The sequence below is a fragment of the Profundibacter sp. genome, assembly GCF_056498605.1.
The window spans coordinates 1-17,649 of the sequence record NZ_JBSMEZ010000076.1 but is presented as its reverse complement, the minus strand read 5'-3'; the positions used below and the strand labels follow the sequence as shown (position 1 = coordinate 17,649).

Genomic DNA, 17,649 nt, shown 5'->3' with positions numbered 1-17,649 from the left:
GCGCTGGCGCTGATTTTAGCGGCGTAAGGATCGGCCAGCCCAAGCTAGCAGCCTAGCCGCAGTTCGCCGTTTTCAATCGCCTTTTAGAAAGGATTTACGGGTGCTGAAACCCCGTGACTCCTTATTCAAACGATATTTCTACGCTGCCAAATTTCCCGAAATCGGCGCGGATATGGCTGCCCGGCGGGCATTCGATGGGTCGGATAAAGCTGCCCGACAGGATCACCTGCCCAGGCTCAATACTTTGCCCGTATTGCGCCATGCGACGCGCCAGCCAAACCACGCTTTGAACAGGATCATTCAGCACACCGGCACCAAGGCCGGTTTCCTCGACCTCGCTGTTTCGCGACGTAATCGCACCGACCCAGCGCAGATCGTGCGCATCAATCGCGTGGCGCTCAGCCCCCAGAACGATACCCGCATTGGCAGCATTGTCGCTGATAGTGTCCAATACGGTGCGGGCCTTGCCGGTGTCCGGATCAACGCGCTGAATGCGGGTATCAAGGATCTCAATCGACGGGGCCACATAGTCTGTGGCAGCAATGATATCGTCGCGGGATATGTTTTTTCCGCCAATGCGGGCCTTCATCACAAAGGCGATTTCGGCCTCGACCCTTGGTTGGATAAAGCGGCCCATTGGCACCGTCGCACCGTTGCCAAATGCCATGTCGTCAAACAGGATGCCGCTGTCGGGGATGTCGATGTTCAACGCATATTGCATGGCCTTGGAGGTTAACCCAATTTTCCAGCCAATCACCTTTTTACCCGCCGCCAGTTTGGCAGCGCGAATGGCGTTTTGCACCTCATAGGCGTCATCCATCGCCATTTCGGGGTGGCGCAGGGTTAGCAGGCCGATTTGGGTGCCGGTCTTTTCGGCATTTAGCAAATCAGTGGCGGCGCAGGCGTGCTCGTCGGGGGTCATACCACTTCATCCGCAACACCATTGCGCAATGTCCCGATGCCCTCGACCTCGATTTCAACCACATCGCCAGGTTTAAGGTAACGTGGCGGATCGAACCGCGCACCGGCCCCCGTTGGCGTGCCAGTGATGATGATATCGCCAGCTTTTAACGCCATGAACGTGGAGATATATTCGATTTCGCGCCGGATCGGGAACATCATCCGGCTTAACACATCATCCTGACGCACTTCGCCGTTTACGCGGGTCACAATGCGCGCGTCATCCAGTTGTGAGGGGTTCTTGAACGGCACCAGCCACGGACCGATAGAGCCGGAGTTATCCCAGTTCTTGCCTTGGGTCACGTTGAATTTTGCGTGGCGCACCCAGTCGCGGATTGTCCCCTCGTTGCACAGGGTCAGGGCCGCGATGTGGTCGTATGCGTCGTCTTGGCTGATCCGTCTTCCGCCCTTGCCGATCACAATGGCGACTTCGCCTTCATAGTCCAGCGTGTGATTTTCCGGCGGGCGCACTAGGTTTCGTTCGTGCCCTGTGAAACCGCTGGCAAACCGTGGGAACAACGACATGTATTTAGGTTGTGTGCTGCCGTCTTTGTATTCGGCGTTCCGGTCAGGAAAGTTGACGCCGACGCATAAAATACGTGGCGCATTGGGCAGCACCATTTCAAATTGGAAATCCGTGTGGGTGACGGGCTTGCCTTGGGCGGTGGCCGTAAGCTGATCCAGTGCGCCGGCCTGAACGACATCCAGCAAACTGGGCCATTGGGGAAAATGCAGGCTTAGGGCAATCATGCCCTGATCGGTTGCGGCCCCATAAAAGGTTTGGCCATCGGCGGTATAGGTTGAATATTTCATGTGATCCTTTTCCAGACGTCTTGGATGACCTCGGCGGCCATCAGGACGTCTTTTCGGGTGGTGTTGAACTGGCCCACTTGGAACCGGATGATTTTCTGGCCGTCATGGGCACCTTGGGTTAGATAAATGCGCCCGTCATCATTTAGCGCATCAACCAAGCGTTGTTGCGCCGCATCATCGCCAGGACAGCGAAAGGAAAACAGGCTCAGGATCGGCTCGGTCACGATTTCAAACCCGTCAAGGGATCGAATGCTTTCGCAGACCTCGCCTGCCCATTGAACATGGTTGCGAATGCGGCTGCGCAGCCCGTCCAGCCCGTAAGAGCGGATCAGGAACCAGATTTTCAGCGCGCGGAACCGGCGACCCAATGGAATGGTCCATTCCGAATAGTTGGTCACCTCGGCACCCGTGGTTTTCAGATACTCAGGCTCGATTTTCAAAGTGTCCAGCTGTGGTTTTGGGTCGGCAAGGAACTGTACCGAACAATCAAACTGTGCGCCCAGCCATTTGTGCGGGTTAAAGACGATTGAATCAAACCCAGCCGCATCCGCCCAGAAATCATCGCGAAATTCAGGGCAGATCATCGCGGCACCGGCCCACGCCGCATCCAGATGTGTGTATAGGTCTTCGTCACGCGCAACCTGCAAAACCGGCCCCAGCGTGTCACACGCCCCGATGCCGGTCCCGCCTGTGATCGCAATGATCCCAGCAGGGATATGTCCCGCAGCACGGTCCTGTGCAATGGCCTGTTTAAGGGCATCAACGTCGATGCCATAGCGTGGGCCGGTCGTGCCTATTTTGACCAGATTGGCCTGCCCAATCCCCGCAACCCAACTGGCACGGTCAATCGAGGAATGAACCTGATCCGAGCAGTAAATCCGCAAGCTGCCCTTGCCCGACATCCCGTCACGGTTTCCGGTAAACCCAGTGGCCCTTTCGCGCATCGTCAGCACGGCAGACAATGTGGCCGAGGAGGCGCTGTCTTGAATGACCCCCGTAAAGCCATCTGGCAGCCCCAATGCTTGGCGCAACCAATCCACCATTACACCCTCGACCTCGGTGGCGGCGGGGGAAGTTTGCCAGAGCATGCATTGCGCCGCTATCGTGGTCACCAGCATCTCGGCCAGCATCGAAGGGGGCGCTGCATTGGCCGGAAAATAGGCGAAAAAACGGGGATGTTGCCAGTGCGTCATACCCGGCATCACGATGCGTTCAAAATCGGCCATGATGGTTTCCATCGCCTCGCTGCCATCCGGCGGTGCGACAGGCAGTTGGGTTCTAATGTCGCCCAGTTTGGTTTGTGCACGCACTGGCCGGTCGGTCAATGACTTGTGGTAATCCGCCGCCCAATTAGAAATATGTTCGCCCCAATGGGCAAATTCGTCCCAGTTCATGTGCGATCCTCTCGGTCCAATGTGATACCGCCCAACATGTTCATGGCGCGATGATCGGGCTGGCTTTGATCTCGGACTCCCGCGTGTCGACGCCAACAAATTTGGTTCCGTGCTCGAACCAGCTGCGCGGGGCGGCAGCGCCCCAGAGCGTCTGGCGTTGCGGGTCTTTCAGATCCCATTTGATCGGTTCCAGATCCGGATCGACGGTCTGGTAATCAGAGCAGTAAATCTCGACCCGATGACCATCGGGGTCCAAAATATACAGGAAGAAAGCGTTTGAAATACCGTGGCGACCCGGCCCACGTTCGATGCTGTCGACATATCCGGTGGTGGCCATCAAATCCAGCAGGTCGATGATGTTGAGCGGGGTCGGAACCCAAAAGGCCACATGGTGCATGCGCGGACCGGTGCCATTGGTAAAGGCCATGTCATGCACGCCGCCTTTTCGATGCATCCATGCCGCCCACAGTTTTTTGCTATCGTCATCTTCGGTATATTCAGTCACCCGAAACCCAAAGTCGCTATAGAATTCGACCGAGGCGTCAACATCATGCGAGAAGCAGTTGAAGTGATCAATCCGCAGAGGTTTTACACCGCGATACAGCGCGTATTTCTGATGAATTGGCTCCAACCGGTCCATTTTGTGATAAAATTCCAGCGGGATGCCCATATTGTCCGAAGTTAGCAACGTGCGGCCCTGATAGGGGCGTTTGACCCATTCGGTTGGTCGGCCTTTGGACTGGAAATAGATGTCGGCCTTGTCCAGATCATCCTCATCAAAGGTCTTGAACCCCATAACTTCGACAGTTCCGGGTTGGTCTGATTTTTGCAGGATTACGCAGTGATGGCCGCGTTCTTCCATCGCACGCAGATAAACGTGGGTGTCGCTTTCGTCGGTCACTTGCAGGCCCAGTATGTCAGAATAGAACTTGCGTGACTCGGCAAGGTCTTTGACGTTCAGGTAGACATGGGACAGCCGGATCGTATTGAAAGCCGGATAAAGATTGGGGGCAGGAACTGGCATGGTATCTCCTATTGAATATTTATGCGCGTTTTCTTTATGGGTCTATGCTCTAGGCACCCAGGCGCATGATCTTGTGCTGGCCGGTGGCAAAACCGATGTGCTTTTGCTCCATGTAAAATTCAAACGACCAGTCGCCACCGTCACGGCCAATGCCACTGGCTTTGACTCCGCCAAAGGGGGTCGGCAGGTGGCGGACATTCTCGGAATTCACCCAGATCATGCCGGCCTCCAGCGCGTCGGTAAAGCGCAGCGCACGGGTCAGGTCATTGGTCCAGACATAACCGGTCAACCCGTATTGGGTGTCATTGGCCATCTGCAGCGCTTCTTCCTCGGTCGAAAACGGGATCGAGGTCAGGACCGGGCCAAAGATTTCCTCTTGCGCGATACGCATCTGGTTGGTTGCATTGGTGAATAGGGTAGGGCGGATGAAATACCCCTCATCCCCGACCTTCACACCGCCAGCGGCAACCGTTGCGCCGTCTTCTTTGGCGATGTCGAAGTAGGACGTCACCTTGTCATAATGTTCTTTCGTGACCAGCGGGCCAATTTCGGTGGCAGGGTCCAGCGGGTGACCAACCTTGATGTTGTTGACCCGCGCGATCAGTTTCGCCTCGAATTCTTCGCGGATCGTGTCCTGTATCAAAAGGCGCGACGACGATGTGCAGCGTTCGCCATTGATCGAATATATCATGAAAATCACCGCATCCAGCGCGCGGTCCAGATTGGCGTCGTCAAATACGATAACGGGGTTTTTGCCCCCCAGTTCCAGATGCATCCGTTTAAGTGTATCGGCCCCCTGTTTGGTGATGATGCTGCCCGTGCGGCTTTCGCCAACAAAGGCGATAGCCTTGATCAAAGGGTGTTCGGTCAGACGTTTTCCGGCATCGTGACCATAGCCGTTTACGGTGTTCAAAACACCCGGCGGCAGACCTGCCTCTTCGGCGATTTCAACCAGCAAACGGGCCGATAGCGGCGAATCCTCGGCCGGTTTGTGGACCACAGTGCAGCCTGCGGCGAGCGCTGGCGCGATTTTCCATGTGGACAGCATAAACGGCGTGTTCCACGGGGTGATCACACCAACCGGACCAATGGGCTTGCGCATGGTGATGTTCATCAAGGTTGGCGATTGCAGGTGCTGGCCGTCACGGGCCTGCACCACCTGATCCGCGAAATAGCGGAAGTTTTCAGCCCCGCGCAGGGCGGCTTTTGACATGAAACGAATGGTCTGGCCGGTATCCCAGCACTCGCACAGCGCGATTTCCTCGGCGCGGGACTCGATGGCGTCGGCCACCCGCAGCAGGATATTCTTGCGCTCCAACGCGGGCATATCGCGCCATGCGGGGAAGGCATCAGCGGCGGCTTGGGCGGCGGCATCAACGTCAGTCTCATCGCTACGGGCAACATTGCATATGACACTTTTATCGACAGGCGAAGTGGTTTGAAACACTCCGCCAGAACCGGTGCAGTCAACGCCTGCAATCCGGTTTCTGATACCGGTTTCGGTAAAACGGGCCAGATAGCTCTGCAACTTGTCGATATTTTGTTCAAGCACGCTCATGTTTTATTCTCCAGATGATCTCGGATCGTGCCGCATTTGGGGGATAGCGCGGCATCGATGTTACGCATCTCGGTTGATAGCGCGATGGAATGGGTGGCCATGGCCGGTTCCAGAAAAGCCTTGGCAGCTTCAAAAACCCGCGTGATCGCGTCCTGCCTTACAGCGTCGCTGCGACCTTCCCGAAGCCGGACAGATAAATCGATAAAGGCGTGTTTCGGGTTCCCGTCCGCAATCGCATAGTGATCGACGCGGATGGCCCGAACGCGAATGCCGGGCATGGGAAAGGTCTCGATGTTTGCTGCTTTTTTACGGATCGCTTCGCACAGGGCGCCCATATCAACGACCGTTTCAAGGTTGGCAGAGTATTCGATCTGGAAGTGTGGCATGGCCATCCCTTAATAATTTAATAGTTGCGATGTTAATTAAATATTACTTGTGATGTCAAGCATTGATCGGCATGAAATAGATGATCACTTGAGGTGCAGTATGTGTCAAAAAGCAAAGCAAACGCAAAGATGAATAAATTACCGTCCACATCGCGATCCCTACCAATCGCACTCATTCGTGCGCGGGAAGGTGTGATGATTCCGATCCGGCAAATGCTGGCTGAAACGGGCATCACAGAACAACAATGGCGTGTGTTACGGGTGCTTGCCGAACATGGGCCACAGGATGCATCGACCCTAGCTGATCGCGCCAGCCTGCTGTTTCCAAGCCTTACAAGAATTGCGCAAACGATGCGGGGTAAAGGGTTGATTACCCAGACCCGCGACGAAACAGATCGCCGCCGCCAGACAATTGCGATTGCTAAGGCGGGCCAGAAAGTCATTGATGACAATGCCAACAAAGCCTCGCAAATTGTGAGCGGATACAAGGCCACCCTCGGGGAAGACAAATACGAGAAATTGCTGGACCTGCTGGCGTTGCTTGATCCCGACGGCAAGGCTTGAACGTTTAACGCGTCAATGCTTTATCAGCCCATCGGCGCGCCACGCGTCAAAAACCTCAAGCGCGGTTTTGGCAAAAATATCATCGTTGATATGGCCGTCAATATCATGCATCTCGACATTTGGCGGGCATGTCGCCGCAAGTTCGCGCAAAAAGGCATTCAACCCGTCCTGATCATGCAAATCGGCCCCTTCACGATCCCATTCACCGAACCCAAGACGCGGTAACAGCAATGCAACCGGCCCTGCCGCGGTGGCCAATTGGCGTGTATGGGCGCGCGCCACAGTTTTGCGCTCGTCACGGTTCAAAACAATCGAGGTCAAAAGCCGGTTGTGCACATGTTTCGAGTGGTCCGCCCATTTCGCCGGAATGGGTTGCCAGCCGACAATATCGATAAGGTCGTAACACCCGGGCGCGACCAGTTGCGGGGTGCCTTTCAGGCCCGCATTGGTCAACCGCCCCGGTCCGGCCGAGATGTTCGATCCGTTAATGTGATTGCCCAACTCTTGCGTGCAAAAGTCAAAGACGCAGGCAAAGGCCCCTTGCGACGCAAGGCTTTCAAACGCCCGCCCGCCCATACCTGTGGCGTGAAAAACGGCCACCTCGAACCCGCGCTCCTCTAGTGCCGGTTTTAGCGGCACCATGTATTTCAGCGCGGACTTGCCCAACGAAGTCATGCCGATCAGCGGTTTGGTTCGCTCCATCGCCGTTACAGCCCGCGCCGCACCCAACACAGCACCCGCGGCTTGACTAAGCGAGGCTTTGCAGACCGAGTTCAGCCCATAAAGCCCGCCCGCCCACAATATCATTTGCATGTCGGCAGCAAGGCGTTCAGTCGGGATCAGCGGCGAAAAAGATACGGTAGAGACAATGTATTTGGGCACGCCAAGCGGCAAAGCCGCACAGACATCCAAAGCGAGATCGGTCCCCATCGTGCCGCCAAGCACCACCACCCCGTCAAAACGGTGCTCGGCATATAGCCGTGCCGCCAGCAGCGCCGCCCCCTTAGCCATGATTTGCATCGCGGTGTTTTCATCACCAGAGGCAATCGCAGTTTGGATCGAACTGCCGCCTTCTTCGGCGACTTGATGTTTCGAGTAGTCGGTAGGCTGCGATGGATCACCAAGCACCGAGACATCCATGGTCAGAACCTTGCCGCCCTGTTCAAGGATAACTTCGGTCATGAAACCAAGTTCGTCGTTTTTGGTGTCATATGTCCCTATAACAAGGATGGTTTTATCCGGCATTTCGGCTCCTTTTTATGTGGCCGTTTACAGTTTGATCCACGCTGTTTTCAGGTTGATATATTTGTCCAGCGCGTGAAGGGATTTATCGTGCCCGTTGCCCGACTGGCCAACACCGCCCAAAGGCACGGTGTTATCAGCGCCACCATAGGTGTTTACATGCATAACTCCCGTGCGGACCTCGCGCACCATACGATGGGCGCGCGAAAGGTTAGACGTCCAAACCCCGCCCGCAAGGCCGTAAACCGTTGAATTGGCAATACGGATCGCATCCGTCTCAGTGGTGAAAGAGGTGACGCCCAACACCGGACCGAACACTTCTTTTTGCGTAAGCGTCGCCTCGGGCGTTACGCCGGCAATCACGGTTGGGGCCATGTAATAGCCGCCGGTGTCTTGCAGTATGCGTGTGCCACCCGTGACAACCTGACCGCCCTCGGCTTGTGCGGTGTCGACGAAATCAAGGTTCTGCATCAATTGCGGCTCTGAATTCACTGCGCCAAGTTGGGCCTGCAAATCCAGCGGATCACCAACCCGCAATGCCTCGGTTGCTTTGCTAACGGCGGCGACAAAATCGTCATGGATAGAGGTCTCGACCAGTAGACGCGATGCGGCAACGCAGACCTGACCAGAGTTGCGGAAAATCCCCATCGCCGCGACATTGGCGGCCTGATCCAGATCGGGGGCGTCCGCAAAGATGATATTGGGGGATTTGCCGCCCAGTTCCAGATAGACCCGTTTCAGGTTGGATCGCGCCGAATATTCCAGCAGCTTTCGGCCGGTTGCGCCCGATCCGGTAAAGACCAGAACGTCCACATCCATCGACAGCCCCATTGCCGCGCCAACCACCGCGCCCTCGCCAGTGACAACATTCAATACGCCTGGCGGCAATCCGGCTTGCAGCGCCAGTTCCGCGATGCGGATCAGTGAAAGCGATGCGGTCTCGGCCGGTTTTAGAACCACCGAATTGCCCATCGCCAGTGCGGGTCCAAGTTTCCACGCGCCGATCATCAACGGGAAATTCCACGGGATGATTGCGCCAACCACGCCCACGGGTTCCTTGTGGATCAACCCCAGCACATCGCCGGATGTCGGGGCAATCTCGCCGTACACCTTGTCCAGTGCCTCAGCGTAATAGTGGATGGTACCTGCCGCAGACCCCGGTTCAGCCTTGATCGCCATGTTGATTTCAGTGCCGTTGTCGCGCACCCCCAGAACGGCAAGTTCAAGGGCTTCGGCCTCGATCAGCTCGGCCCATTTCAGCATTACTTTCTTACGCGTCGCAGGCGGTTGTCCGGCCCAGCGTCTATCCTCAAAGGCTGTCCGTGCCGAGGCGATAGCGGCGTCCATATCCTGCGCCGTGCCCTTGGCAACCGTGGTCAGAACCTTGCCGTCAATCGGCGACAGGATTTCCAATCTGCCGCCATCGGATGCTGGCACCTGTTCACCGTTGATTATGTGGTTTTGGGCCGAAACCGGTTTGGCGCGCAGCGCATCAATGTCACTTTGTTTCATTTTTCTCACCGCATTTGTGTGTCATGTAGGTCGTGGTCATCTTCCGGAATATGGGCACGGTATTCTTTGATCAATGTTCGTATATGCAAGGTCAAAACCAGCAAAATCATGATGAACAGAATAAGGGCGATAGGCCGGTCGATCATATCGAGTGGCGTTTTCAGTCTTGGCAGTGCCGAGCGCAGTTTCACTTCCATAATCCCGCCAAGAACCATACCCAGAATGATCGGCACGATCGGCAGGTTCAGTCGTTTCAAAATAAGCCCCAGAACGCCAAACCCTGCAGCAAGCATGCAATCGGTCATAGAATTTCGCAGGGAATAGACACCGACAAATGACAAAGTAAGGATCATTATACCCAGAAATCGGGTTGGAACCCGAATGATTTTGGTCAGCAGATTTGTCGAGACCATCAAGAAGCCGAGCACCAGAACATTCAACAGGATAAGGGCAAGGTATAGCGCATAGACCAGATCGATATTATTCTGGAAAAGCTGCGGTCCGGGGATCACATTATGGACGTAGAACACCGACAACATCATCGCGGTCAAGGCCTCGCCAGGTATGCCAAGCGCCAGCAGCGGGATCATCGCCGCCGCTGGCACCGCATTGTTGGATGCCTCGGATGCGATCAACCCCTCGGGGGAGCCTTTGCCAAATTCGTCAGGGTTTTTTGAGGTTTTTTGCGCGTAAGTGTAGCTCATGAATTGTGCTGTAAACTCTCCCACTCCCGGGATCATCCCCATCAGAACACCAAACCCAGACGAAACAGTGGCCACGCGTTTGTGTTTAAGCAGTTCTTTGAAACCCACTGTCAGCCGGCCTGAAACGGGTTCGGCCTCGGGGCTTTCGTCAGGGTTTATCAGCAGGAAAAATGCCTGACTTAGTGCGAACAATCCCAGCACAACAACGATCAGGTTTATGCCCGACGTGAGGAACGACAGCCCAAAGGTATATCGCTGCGTGTAGGTCACCGCATCAAGGCCAATCGTTTGCAAAAAGATGCCGAACATCGCCAACATCCCTGCCGCAAATATCTGGCCGCGATGGGCCAATACCACCAGAATAATACCCAGCATTGCAGCAAGGAATATTTCGCGGCTGCCAAACATTGGCGCGATGATCGCCAGAACCGGCGAGAGCAGGATCAGACATAGGATGCCGAAAATTCCGCCCCAGAATGATGCACTATATGCCAGTGATAAAGCGCGATGGGCTTGGCCCCGTTTTGTCATTGGGTAGCCGTCATAAGAGGTTAGCGCATTTACCGCTGTCCCCGGTGTGTTGATTAATATCGCCGGAATTGCCCCGCCATACATGGATGATCCGTAAATCCCCAACAGCATCGTCAAACCAACGATCGGATCAAGCGAGAACGTGGCGGGCAATAGGATAGCAATCGCCACTGCTGGGCCGACACCGGGTATGGCACCAATGATAACGCCGCCGATCGAGCCAACAAGCAAGGCAAGCAATACATCCCAACGGGCCAGCATTTCGGCCCCTGCAAACAGGTTCTCCATGATCAGCCTCGCTTAAAAATAGGTCAACATGATTTGCCGCAACCCATCGGGAAGGGCATCGTAAATCTGTCCGGCAGGCAGCTTGACCTGCAGGAACGTCTTGAACAGCAGCACAATCGCCACCGCACATATGACAGCACTGGTCAGCAACAAGCGGCTGCGATACCCTGCCCGCAACGCAAGCAACACCGCAAAAGTAACCGTGGTTGGCAAATATCCGGCAAAGGGAACAACGGCGGCGTAGACAACAAACCATGCTGCATATTCAAGCGTCGCCAGCCAAAGTCCGACTTCCCTCCAGCGCCCCTCAAGCTTCTCTGACAAGAATGACCCCAACAGATGTAGTGCTGCAAACCCTGTCATGCCTATCAGTGATACGGCAGGCCAAAAGCGCGGTTGGGCGAACAGTTTAGCGCCAGGGCGATATGCTGTCTGGTTGAACAGCTGCGATAACAGGACGAATGAAATCGCAAGAAACACCCAAGCGAACACGATGTCACCAGGCCTGCGGTAGCGCTTGAATAAGGCTTGTAGAGTCTTGATCCGCAGCATCCGGATACTCCCTTGGGCAGCACATGGCGGGACAGGCCGCAGTCGGGCCCGCCCCTATGATATCAACGGATCAGTTGCCGAGCACTTTGCCGATGTGGTCTAAAGTGGAGATATCAGTTTGGATCTGGGCCGCGACGTCCTCGGCACTTTGCCAATAGACTGCAGCACCGGTTTCGGCCGCCAATTTCTGCGCGCGTTCGGACATCACGGTTTTCTTGGCAACAGCAATGATCTTCTCGCGCACATCTGCGGGTGTGTCCTTGTGCACAAACAGGCCATTCCACAACGCAACATTCAGATCAGGCGCAAGCTCTGCCACGGTCGGCGCGTCCGGTGTCAGCGGGATACGTTCTGACCCGATAGAGGCCAGAACTTTCACATCATCAAGGCACGGCAGGATCAACTGAAGCGTGGTGTTGATCACGTCGACATCACCCGATGCCAGCGTATTGCAATCCAGCGCATCAAAGGCGGCATCGGCGGAATACGAGAAGCCCATTTCCTTGGCCAGCCCCATAGTAACCTGTGTCGGGACCAATGGCGCACCAAAGTGGCCAAGCACCACATCATTTTCTTTTGCATAAGCGGCCAGACCTGCCATGTCGTCGTAAGGTGCGTCGCCGCTGGTGGCGATAACAAAGGGATAGGTCAGAAAGTTGCCCAACGGTTCGAACGGATCAGGATTGAGTTCCGGAATGCCGATCTGCGGCCCGACAACGGGTATCGCGATGATAAACGAGCCGATTGTATAACCGTCTGCAGGCGCAGTTGCGACCTCGATTGCTCCGGGGAATGGACCGCCACCGCCACCCGGTTTATTTACTACCGCCGCTGGCACGCCGTAAGCCTTTTGGAAATCCTCGGCGATCATCCGCGTCAGCACATCCTCAAGATCGCCGGGCGGCCAAGGCACCACGAACTGGACAGGTTTTTCAGGATACTCAGCCAGCGCGGCCCCCGCAAAGGCTGCGGCAGCAATCGTTGTTACCGTCAAAGTCTTTATTAAATTAAGCATTTTATCCTCCCTAGATTGGATCATTATTTGAACCGATATTTCACAATAAAGATTGCCTTGTTAATAAACTTATGTCAAATATTTTTGTGCGCATATAATTTGAAGGAAGAATTCGGTTGTCCGTGATTGCCAAATCAATCAAGCTGTTGGGGTTCTTTTCCCCCGAGATGCCCGAAATTGGCTTGTCGCAAATCTGCCGCCTCGCCAAGCGTGACAAGGCAACGACGTACCGGCATCTCTCTGCGCTGGAAGAACTTGGATTTGTTGAACAAAACCCAATTAGCAAAGCATATCGCATCGGTCCGGCAGTTCTGCACCTTGCTGAAATCCGCGAGGCGACAGTTCCGCGCAAAGACAGTGCGCTTGCACCCCTCAAGGCCTTGGCAGATGCCACCGGCGAAACAGCCCATGTTTCGATCCTGTCGGGAAAAACCTTGCACACATTGGCATCGCGCGAATCAACCGATCACAGCACAAGGGTCGTGATCGACATTCAAACCTTGCCATTACACGCCACGGCATCGGGGCTAAGCGTTCTGGCCTTTGGGCCACCGGATTTAACGGATGCCGCCCGTGCCAGCCTTACCCGATACACCGCACATACGGCGGTCACGGAAGGTCTGCTTGAACAGGCCATCATACAGACACAAGCGACCGGTTTCGGCATTTCAGACCGCGGATTGGAAGGCGATATTTATGGTCTTGCCGCGCCGGTATTTGACCAGACGGGCCTGCTTGCCGGATCTGTCGCCGTCGCCTGCGTCGCCAGCCGCGCGACGCCAGAGCACACAGATAGCATTCGCAATCATCTGGTTCGCGCCAGTCACAAAATCAGCCAAAACTGGGGCGGCACTGTTCCCGCTTCGATCCAGGCCCTATGGGCAGCTTCTCTTAGCACCACAAAAGAACGGAACCTGTAGTATGCAAGATTCAAACTTCCTCAAAGAGAACAATGCGCGGTATTTATGGCATCCCATGACATCACCCGTGGACAGCCAGACAAATCCACCTAAAATCATCACCGATTCTGCGGGCGTTCGGATTCGGGATATTGACGGGCATGAAACGGTTGATGGCGTGGGCGGGTTGTGGAACGTCAATCTGGGATATTCCTGCCAACCGGTTAAGGACGCAATCGCGGAGCAACTGGCAAAAATGCCCTATTACTCGACCTTCCGCGGGGCGACCAATGATGCAGCGATCCAGCTGTCATATGAGCTGGCCGAGTTTTTTGCCCCCGATGGTTTGAGCCGTGCATTCTTTACCTCCGGTGGGTCGGATTCTGTAGAAACTTCGCTGCGCCTTGCGCGTCAGTATCACAAGCTTCGCGGTGATCCCGGACGGGTGAAATTCCTGAGCCTGAAAAAGGGCTATCACGGAACGCATATGGGGGGCGCAAGCGTCAACGGGAACGCCAATTTTCGCACGGCCTACGAGCCATTGATGCCGGGCTGCTATCACATTCCGGCACCCTATATCTATCGCAACCCGTTCAACGAGAGCGATCCCGAAAAGCTGGCGTTGTTATGTGTGGCTGCACTGGAAGACGAGATCAAGTTTCAGGGTGCCCAAACGATTGCCGCAATGATCATGGAGCCCATTCTGGGCGCTGGTGGCGTGATCGTGCCGCACAAAATATTTGCCCCGATGGTGCGCGAAATTTGTGACCGCAACGGCATCCTGTTGATCACCGACGAGGTTATCACCGCCTTTGGCCGCACCGGAGCCTGGTCCGGTGCGCGGTTATGGGGGATTCAGCCTGATATGATGTGCACCGCCAAGGCGATCACCAATGGTTTCTTTCCCTTTGGTGCCACCATGCTGGGTGACAAGATGATCGAGGTGTTTGAAAACAATCCAGACGCCAAGATCGGACATGGATACACATATTCGGGTCATCCGGTTGGTGCTGCCGCCGCATTGGCCTGTCTGGAGGAAACCAAACGCCTGAACGTGACCGAAAACGCAGCCGCGCGCGGCACGCAACTGTATGAGGGCTGCAAGGCGCTGATGGGTAAATATGAAATCATCGGCGACGTGCGCGGCGGGCATGGCTTAATGACGGCAATCGAAATGGTCAGCAACCGGACCACCAAAGCACCGATTGACGGGGCCACCGCAGCCAAGGTTCAGGACGTCGCTTACGAAAACGGTGCAATGGTCCGTGTGTCCGGCCCCAATGTAATTCTGTCACCACCTTTGGTTCTGACCGAGGCAGATGCAAACACAATTCTATCGGCGCTAGATGCCGGCTTTGCAGCCGCCTGCGGCTAGGGGCGTTTGAATGCAGGAGTCGATCTTGTTTTGAATTTTCCGCCTGAAGGAGAAACCGGTTAGGCGCTATTTAACCGGACTCGGTGTGCACAATGGCATCCAATTCTGCCGAAGGTGTCATGATGCCGATGGAAGCCAAGAACAGCATTAGGTTATTCGAGGCTACGAAGCGACTATTGTCCAATGCTGTAAATCTGATGTTGTCGGCCTTTCGTTGCACGAAAAGCCTGTGGCGGAGGGAACGGACCTGCCAGCGAACCTTCTCTGGACGAAAGAACGCTACTCAGCGACGACAAGCGCAACAAAATACAAACATCGGACCGCCTAATTAGTTCGCCCTGAATAAGGGGTTCAAGCAACCAATCTGATGGATTGATCTTGCCCGATTGGCACTTTCGCTGCATCGGCAAGCCTGCGGAGGCTGGTGATCAGCCAAATTAACAGGCGCAAAACAGTCCTCAGGTGCCTCAGGCTCATGCGAATGTTGTGGCCGCAGCCGCAGAGCACGGCGATCCAAAAAGCTGTATGGTCCGAAGCCTGTGTCTCGCGCCCTGTGGTCCTGCATGCTGACAACGGCGGCCCTATGAAAGGCGCGACGAAGAAGGTGAGGCTGGAAAAGCTGGGCATCCTGGCATCCAACAGCTGCCCGCACGTCAGCAACGGTAACCCGTTCTCCGAGGCACGGTTCCGCACCTGTAAGTATCGCCCGGACTGCGGTCCGGTGAATATCCCATGCCATCGTCCTATCCCGCCCACCCGAGAAATAGAGCGGCGGACAACTATCCTGACACAGGGGGGGCAGGTCACGAACTATCCTAAACCCAATCCACCAAATGCCAGGACCAAACACGTAGCCGTCACACCACGTCGAAACCAGATCAAAACGGTGATGTCGGGCCGTCGATCAGATGCTCCAAAACTTTGAAGTTTTGCAAAGTTAACATTTGGTATCTTTGATGAATTTATAGGTATTGGAATGCTACCTTTCTAACAGAACTTGGCTGAGGATCACTTTTCGTGGTCGCATCTGGATTGAAATTGGAAGCCACAGTGACAGCGACCTATGACTTCGAAAGGAAAAACCGATGATCGTTAGGCACACAATCTTGTATTCGTTCGAGCTGGAAGAATTGATGCAAGCCTCGCGCAAAGAACTGCGGAAAGCCAAATCACTGGATAGAAATCATGAAGCCAATAGGGCGCAACAAGCCAGCCGAACGCCCGTCGGTTTTCATACCTATACAGACAACAAGACGGCGTTTCTACTGACGTGTATCATGCTCTTTGGAATTGGTGAAACCTACTTCATTTATTTATTAACCTCGTAGGTGCTGTTGTTTTCTATTCGCCAATTTCATTCGGGCCACCAATTTCCAAACGGCAAGACTATATCAGAAACGCATGCGCAGCATGCTATCATTGAAAGGGAGGGTTTCGAATTCGCCACATCATAAAAACCTGTAGTTTTGGCAAGTAGTGGTTTCGTGATTCCAGATGGTGGTTATTCCCAAATCGCACGCTCCTATCCCAGATGGGACATTGGCAAAAAGGTGGGGCTAGGTATCGTCGATTACGCATAAAATGGAAACAAGACACGACACGCTTGTCGCGCTCATGCCAACATTTGAGCACGTCGGGCTGATCGGAATCTCGTTCAAATAGGGAAGTAAAATGGACAAAATGAACAACTCACTCAAAGCATTTCGCATATGTGCAAGCGCAGCGGCATTTTCGCTTGCAGCCTTTGGCCCTGCAAATGCAGCTGATACAACCGAGCCGATTTCTATCGCCACAATCGACTCTTCTGACGCGGACTTTATCGCTTATGTCTACGGCGGAATTCTCGAGAAATACGGCTTCAATGTTGAATATTTGCGGATTGACTATACCGCAATGATTTCGGCAATTGAAACATCGGATCTGGATGTGTCCACCTCAATCTGGGACACGACGACCTGGCCTGCGGTTGTCAGCGCGGTTAATGATGGGACTGCTGTCAACTATGGCTCAACCGGTGTCGCGGTCCAGGAGGGCTGGTGGTATCCCAAATACATGGAAGAGGTTTGCCCGGGGCTGCCTGACTACAAGGCGCTGAACTCTGATGCGTGCGTGGCCGCACTTGCAACGGCGGAAACCTCGCCGAAAGGACGTTACATTGACGCCCCGGCAGATTGGGAAACCGATGCCGGCAGGCGTCTGGAGGCGCTTGGCCTGAACTATGAATCAATCAACTCAGGTTCGATCGTTGCAATGGTTGCAACGGTGCGGGCCGCGGTTGATCGCAAAGAGCCGGTATTCAGTTGGGGATACAGGCCACACTGGTATTTTGACGACACACCAGGCGCGTTTGTAGAACTGCCCGCTTCGTCTGATGCTTGTTTCGAGGATCCATCAGTTGGGCCTAACCCGGATGCAACATATGACTGCGGATATTCAGTAGGATTTGTCTGGAAAGTGGCGTCGACAGGGTTCTCGGCCAAATCACCGGAGGCGGCGCGGATGCTGCATCTTTTCCAGATCACCACCGCCGAAGTGGCCGCAGCCACCGGCAAGATCGAAAACGACGGCGTTGATATTGCCGAAGTTGCCGGTGATTGGATCGACGCAAACGAGGCCGTCTGGCGCAGCTGGTCAATCGACTGACTGCTGGTCATGCACAATGCGGTCAACGCCTTTCCGTGTGTTGACCGCCACAGATGCTACGATTTCCTGGCTGCCAGGCTAGGGGTGATCGGCACGCAAACCCGCTGGGAGTCCACATCATGAGTTCATCTACCACGCCGGAAACCGTGCTGAATTGTATCGACCTATGGAAGGTTTTTGGCACAGGCG

Annotated in this window: 16 protein-coding genes; 5 read left to right on the top strand and 11 right to left on the bottom strand. The window is 54.9% G+C overall.

The annotated features are described in order from the left end of the window. Nucleotides 1-121 precede the first annotated feature (121 nt). Genes hpaH through ACWB12_RS07680 form a run of 6 tightly spaced genes read right to left on the bottom strand, consistent with a single transcriptional unit; the run spans nt 122 to nt 6,135 of the window. On the bottom strand, nt 122-922 hold the full coding sequence (gene hpaH / locus ACWB12_RS07705; protein ID WP_479529488.1) for a 2-oxo-hept-4-ene-1,7-dioate hydratase: 801 nt from the start codon (nt 920-922) through the stop codon (nt 122-124). Then, nucleotides 919-1,773 carry a fumarylacetoacetate hydrolase family protein gene (locus ACWB12_RS07700; RefSeq protein ID WP_479529487.1) on the bottom strand — a complete coding sequence of 285 codons (855 nt, stop codon included), beginning with the start codon at nt 1,771-1,773 and terminating at the stop codon, nt 919-921. Before ACWB12_RS07700 ends, hpaH begins: the two co-directional genes overlap by 4 nt. After that, nucleotides 1,770-3,167 (bottom strand): pyridoxal phosphate-dependent decarboxylase family protein, encoded by a 1,398-nt coding sequence (locus tag ACWB12_RS07695; protein ID WP_479529486.1) that lies wholly within the window; start codon nt 3,165-3,167, stop codon nt 1,770-1,772. The genes ACWB12_RS07700 and ACWB12_RS07695 overlap by 4 nt, the downstream gene beginning before the upstream one ends. A 40-nt stretch (nt 3,168-3,207) precedes the next feature. After that, nucleotides 3,208-4,191: a 3,4-dihydroxyphenylacetate 2,3-dioxygenase gene (gene hpaD, locus ACWB12_RS07690; protein WP_479529485.1), complete on the bottom strand. Its 984-nt coding sequence runs from the start codon at nt 4,189-4,191 to the stop codon at nt 3,208-3,210. Between the two features lie 49 nt (nt 4,192-4,240). Beyond that, nucleotides 4,241-5,749, bottom strand: coding sequence for a 5-carboxymethyl-2-hydroxymuconate semialdehyde dehydrogenase (gene hpaE, locus ACWB12_RS07685; protein ID WP_479529484.1), 1,509 nt, complete (start codon nt 5,747-5,749; stop codon nt 4,241-4,243). Further along, on the bottom strand, nt 5,746-6,135 hold the full coding sequence (locus tag ACWB12_RS07680) for a 5-carboxymethyl-2-hydroxymuconate Delta-isomerase (RefSeq protein ID WP_479529483.1): 390 nt from the start codon (nt 6,133-6,135) through the stop codon (nt 5,746-5,748). The genes hpaE and ACWB12_RS07680 overlap by 4 nt, the downstream gene beginning before the upstream one ends. A gap of 129 nt (nt 6,136-6,264) precedes the next feature. Between ACWB12_RS07680 and hpaR the strand changes: the two genes are divergently transcribed. After that, nucleotides 6,265-6,699 carry a homoprotocatechuate degradation operon regulator HpaR gene (hpaR, locus tag ACWB12_RS07675; RefSeq protein WP_479529482.1) on the top strand — a complete coding sequence of 145 codons (435 nt, stop codon included), beginning with the start codon at nt 6,265-6,267 and terminating at the stop codon, nt 6,697-6,699. Between the two features lie 12 nt (nt 6,700-6,711). Here the strand turns inward: hpaR and ACWB12_RS07670 are convergent, their stop codons facing one another. The 5 genes from ACWB12_RS07670 to ACWB12_RS07650 all read right to left on the bottom strand — a co-directional run bounded on the left by ACWB12_RS07670 (nt 6,712) and on the right by ACWB12_RS07650 (nt 12,543). Continuing rightward, nucleotides 6,712-7,944, bottom strand: coding sequence for a Tm-1-like ATP-binding domain-containing protein (locus tag ACWB12_RS07670; protein WP_479529481.1), 1,233 nt, complete (start codon nt 7,942-7,944; stop codon nt 6,712-6,714). Between the two features lie 24 nt (nt 7,945-7,968). Beyond that, the gene (locus tag ACWB12_RS07665) at nt 7,969-9,453 is read right to left on the bottom strand and encodes an aldehyde dehydrogenase (RefSeq protein ID WP_479529480.1); all 1,485 of its coding nucleotides are present in this window, start codon (nt 9,451-9,453) and stop codon (nt 7,969-7,971) included. A 5-nt stretch (nt 9,454-9,458) separates the two neighbouring features. Beyond that, nucleotides 9,459-10,976 carry a tripartite tricarboxylate transporter permease gene (locus ACWB12_RS07660; RefSeq protein ID WP_479529479.1) on the bottom strand — a complete coding sequence of 506 codons (1,518 nt, stop codon included), beginning with the start codon at nt 10,974-10,976 and terminating at the stop codon, nt 9,459-9,461. Between the two features lie 12 nt (nt 10,977-10,988). Next, nucleotides 10,989-11,528, bottom strand: coding sequence for a tripartite tricarboxylate transporter TctB family protein (locus ACWB12_RS07655; RefSeq protein WP_479529478.1), 540 nt, complete (start codon nt 11,526-11,528; stop codon nt 10,989-10,991). Between the two features lie 70 nt (nt 11,529-11,598). Then, nucleotides 11,599-12,543, bottom strand: coding sequence for a tripartite tricarboxylate transporter substrate binding protein (locus ACWB12_RS07650; protein ID WP_479529477.1), 945 nt, complete (start codon nt 12,541-12,543; stop codon nt 11,599-11,601). Nucleotides 12,544-12,665: 122 nt separating this feature from the next. Here ACWB12_RS07650 and ACWB12_RS07645 point away from each other — a divergent pair, with 122 nt between their 5' ends. From ACWB12_RS07645 to ACWB12_RS07630, 4 genes are all read left to right on the top strand, one after another. Next, a complete protein-coding gene (locus tag ACWB12_RS07645) occupies nt 12,666-13,463 on the top strand; it encodes an IclR family transcriptional regulator (RefSeq protein ID WP_479529516.1) in 798 nt (265 codons plus the stop codon). A 1-nt stretch (nt 13,464) separates the two neighbouring features. Next, the gene (locus ACWB12_RS07640) at nt 13,465-14,817 is read left to right on the top strand and encodes an aminotransferase class III-fold pyridoxal phosphate-dependent enzyme (RefSeq protein WP_479529476.1); all 1,353 of its coding nucleotides are present in this window, start codon (nt 13,465-13,467) and stop codon (nt 14,815-14,817) included. Nucleotides 14,818-15,902: 1,085 nt separating this feature from the next. Continuing rightward, entirely contained in the window at nt 15,903-16,145 is a 243-nt protein-coding gene (locus tag ACWB12_RS07635) for a hypothetical protein (protein WP_479529475.1), read from the top strand. A gap of 343 nt (nt 16,146-16,488) precedes the next feature. After that, nucleotides 16,489-17,460, top strand: coding sequence for an ABC transporter substrate-binding protein (locus tag ACWB12_RS07630; protein ID WP_479529474.1), 972 nt, complete (start codon nt 16,489-16,491; stop codon nt 17,458-17,460). Nucleotides 17,461-17,649 lie beyond the last annotated feature (189 nt).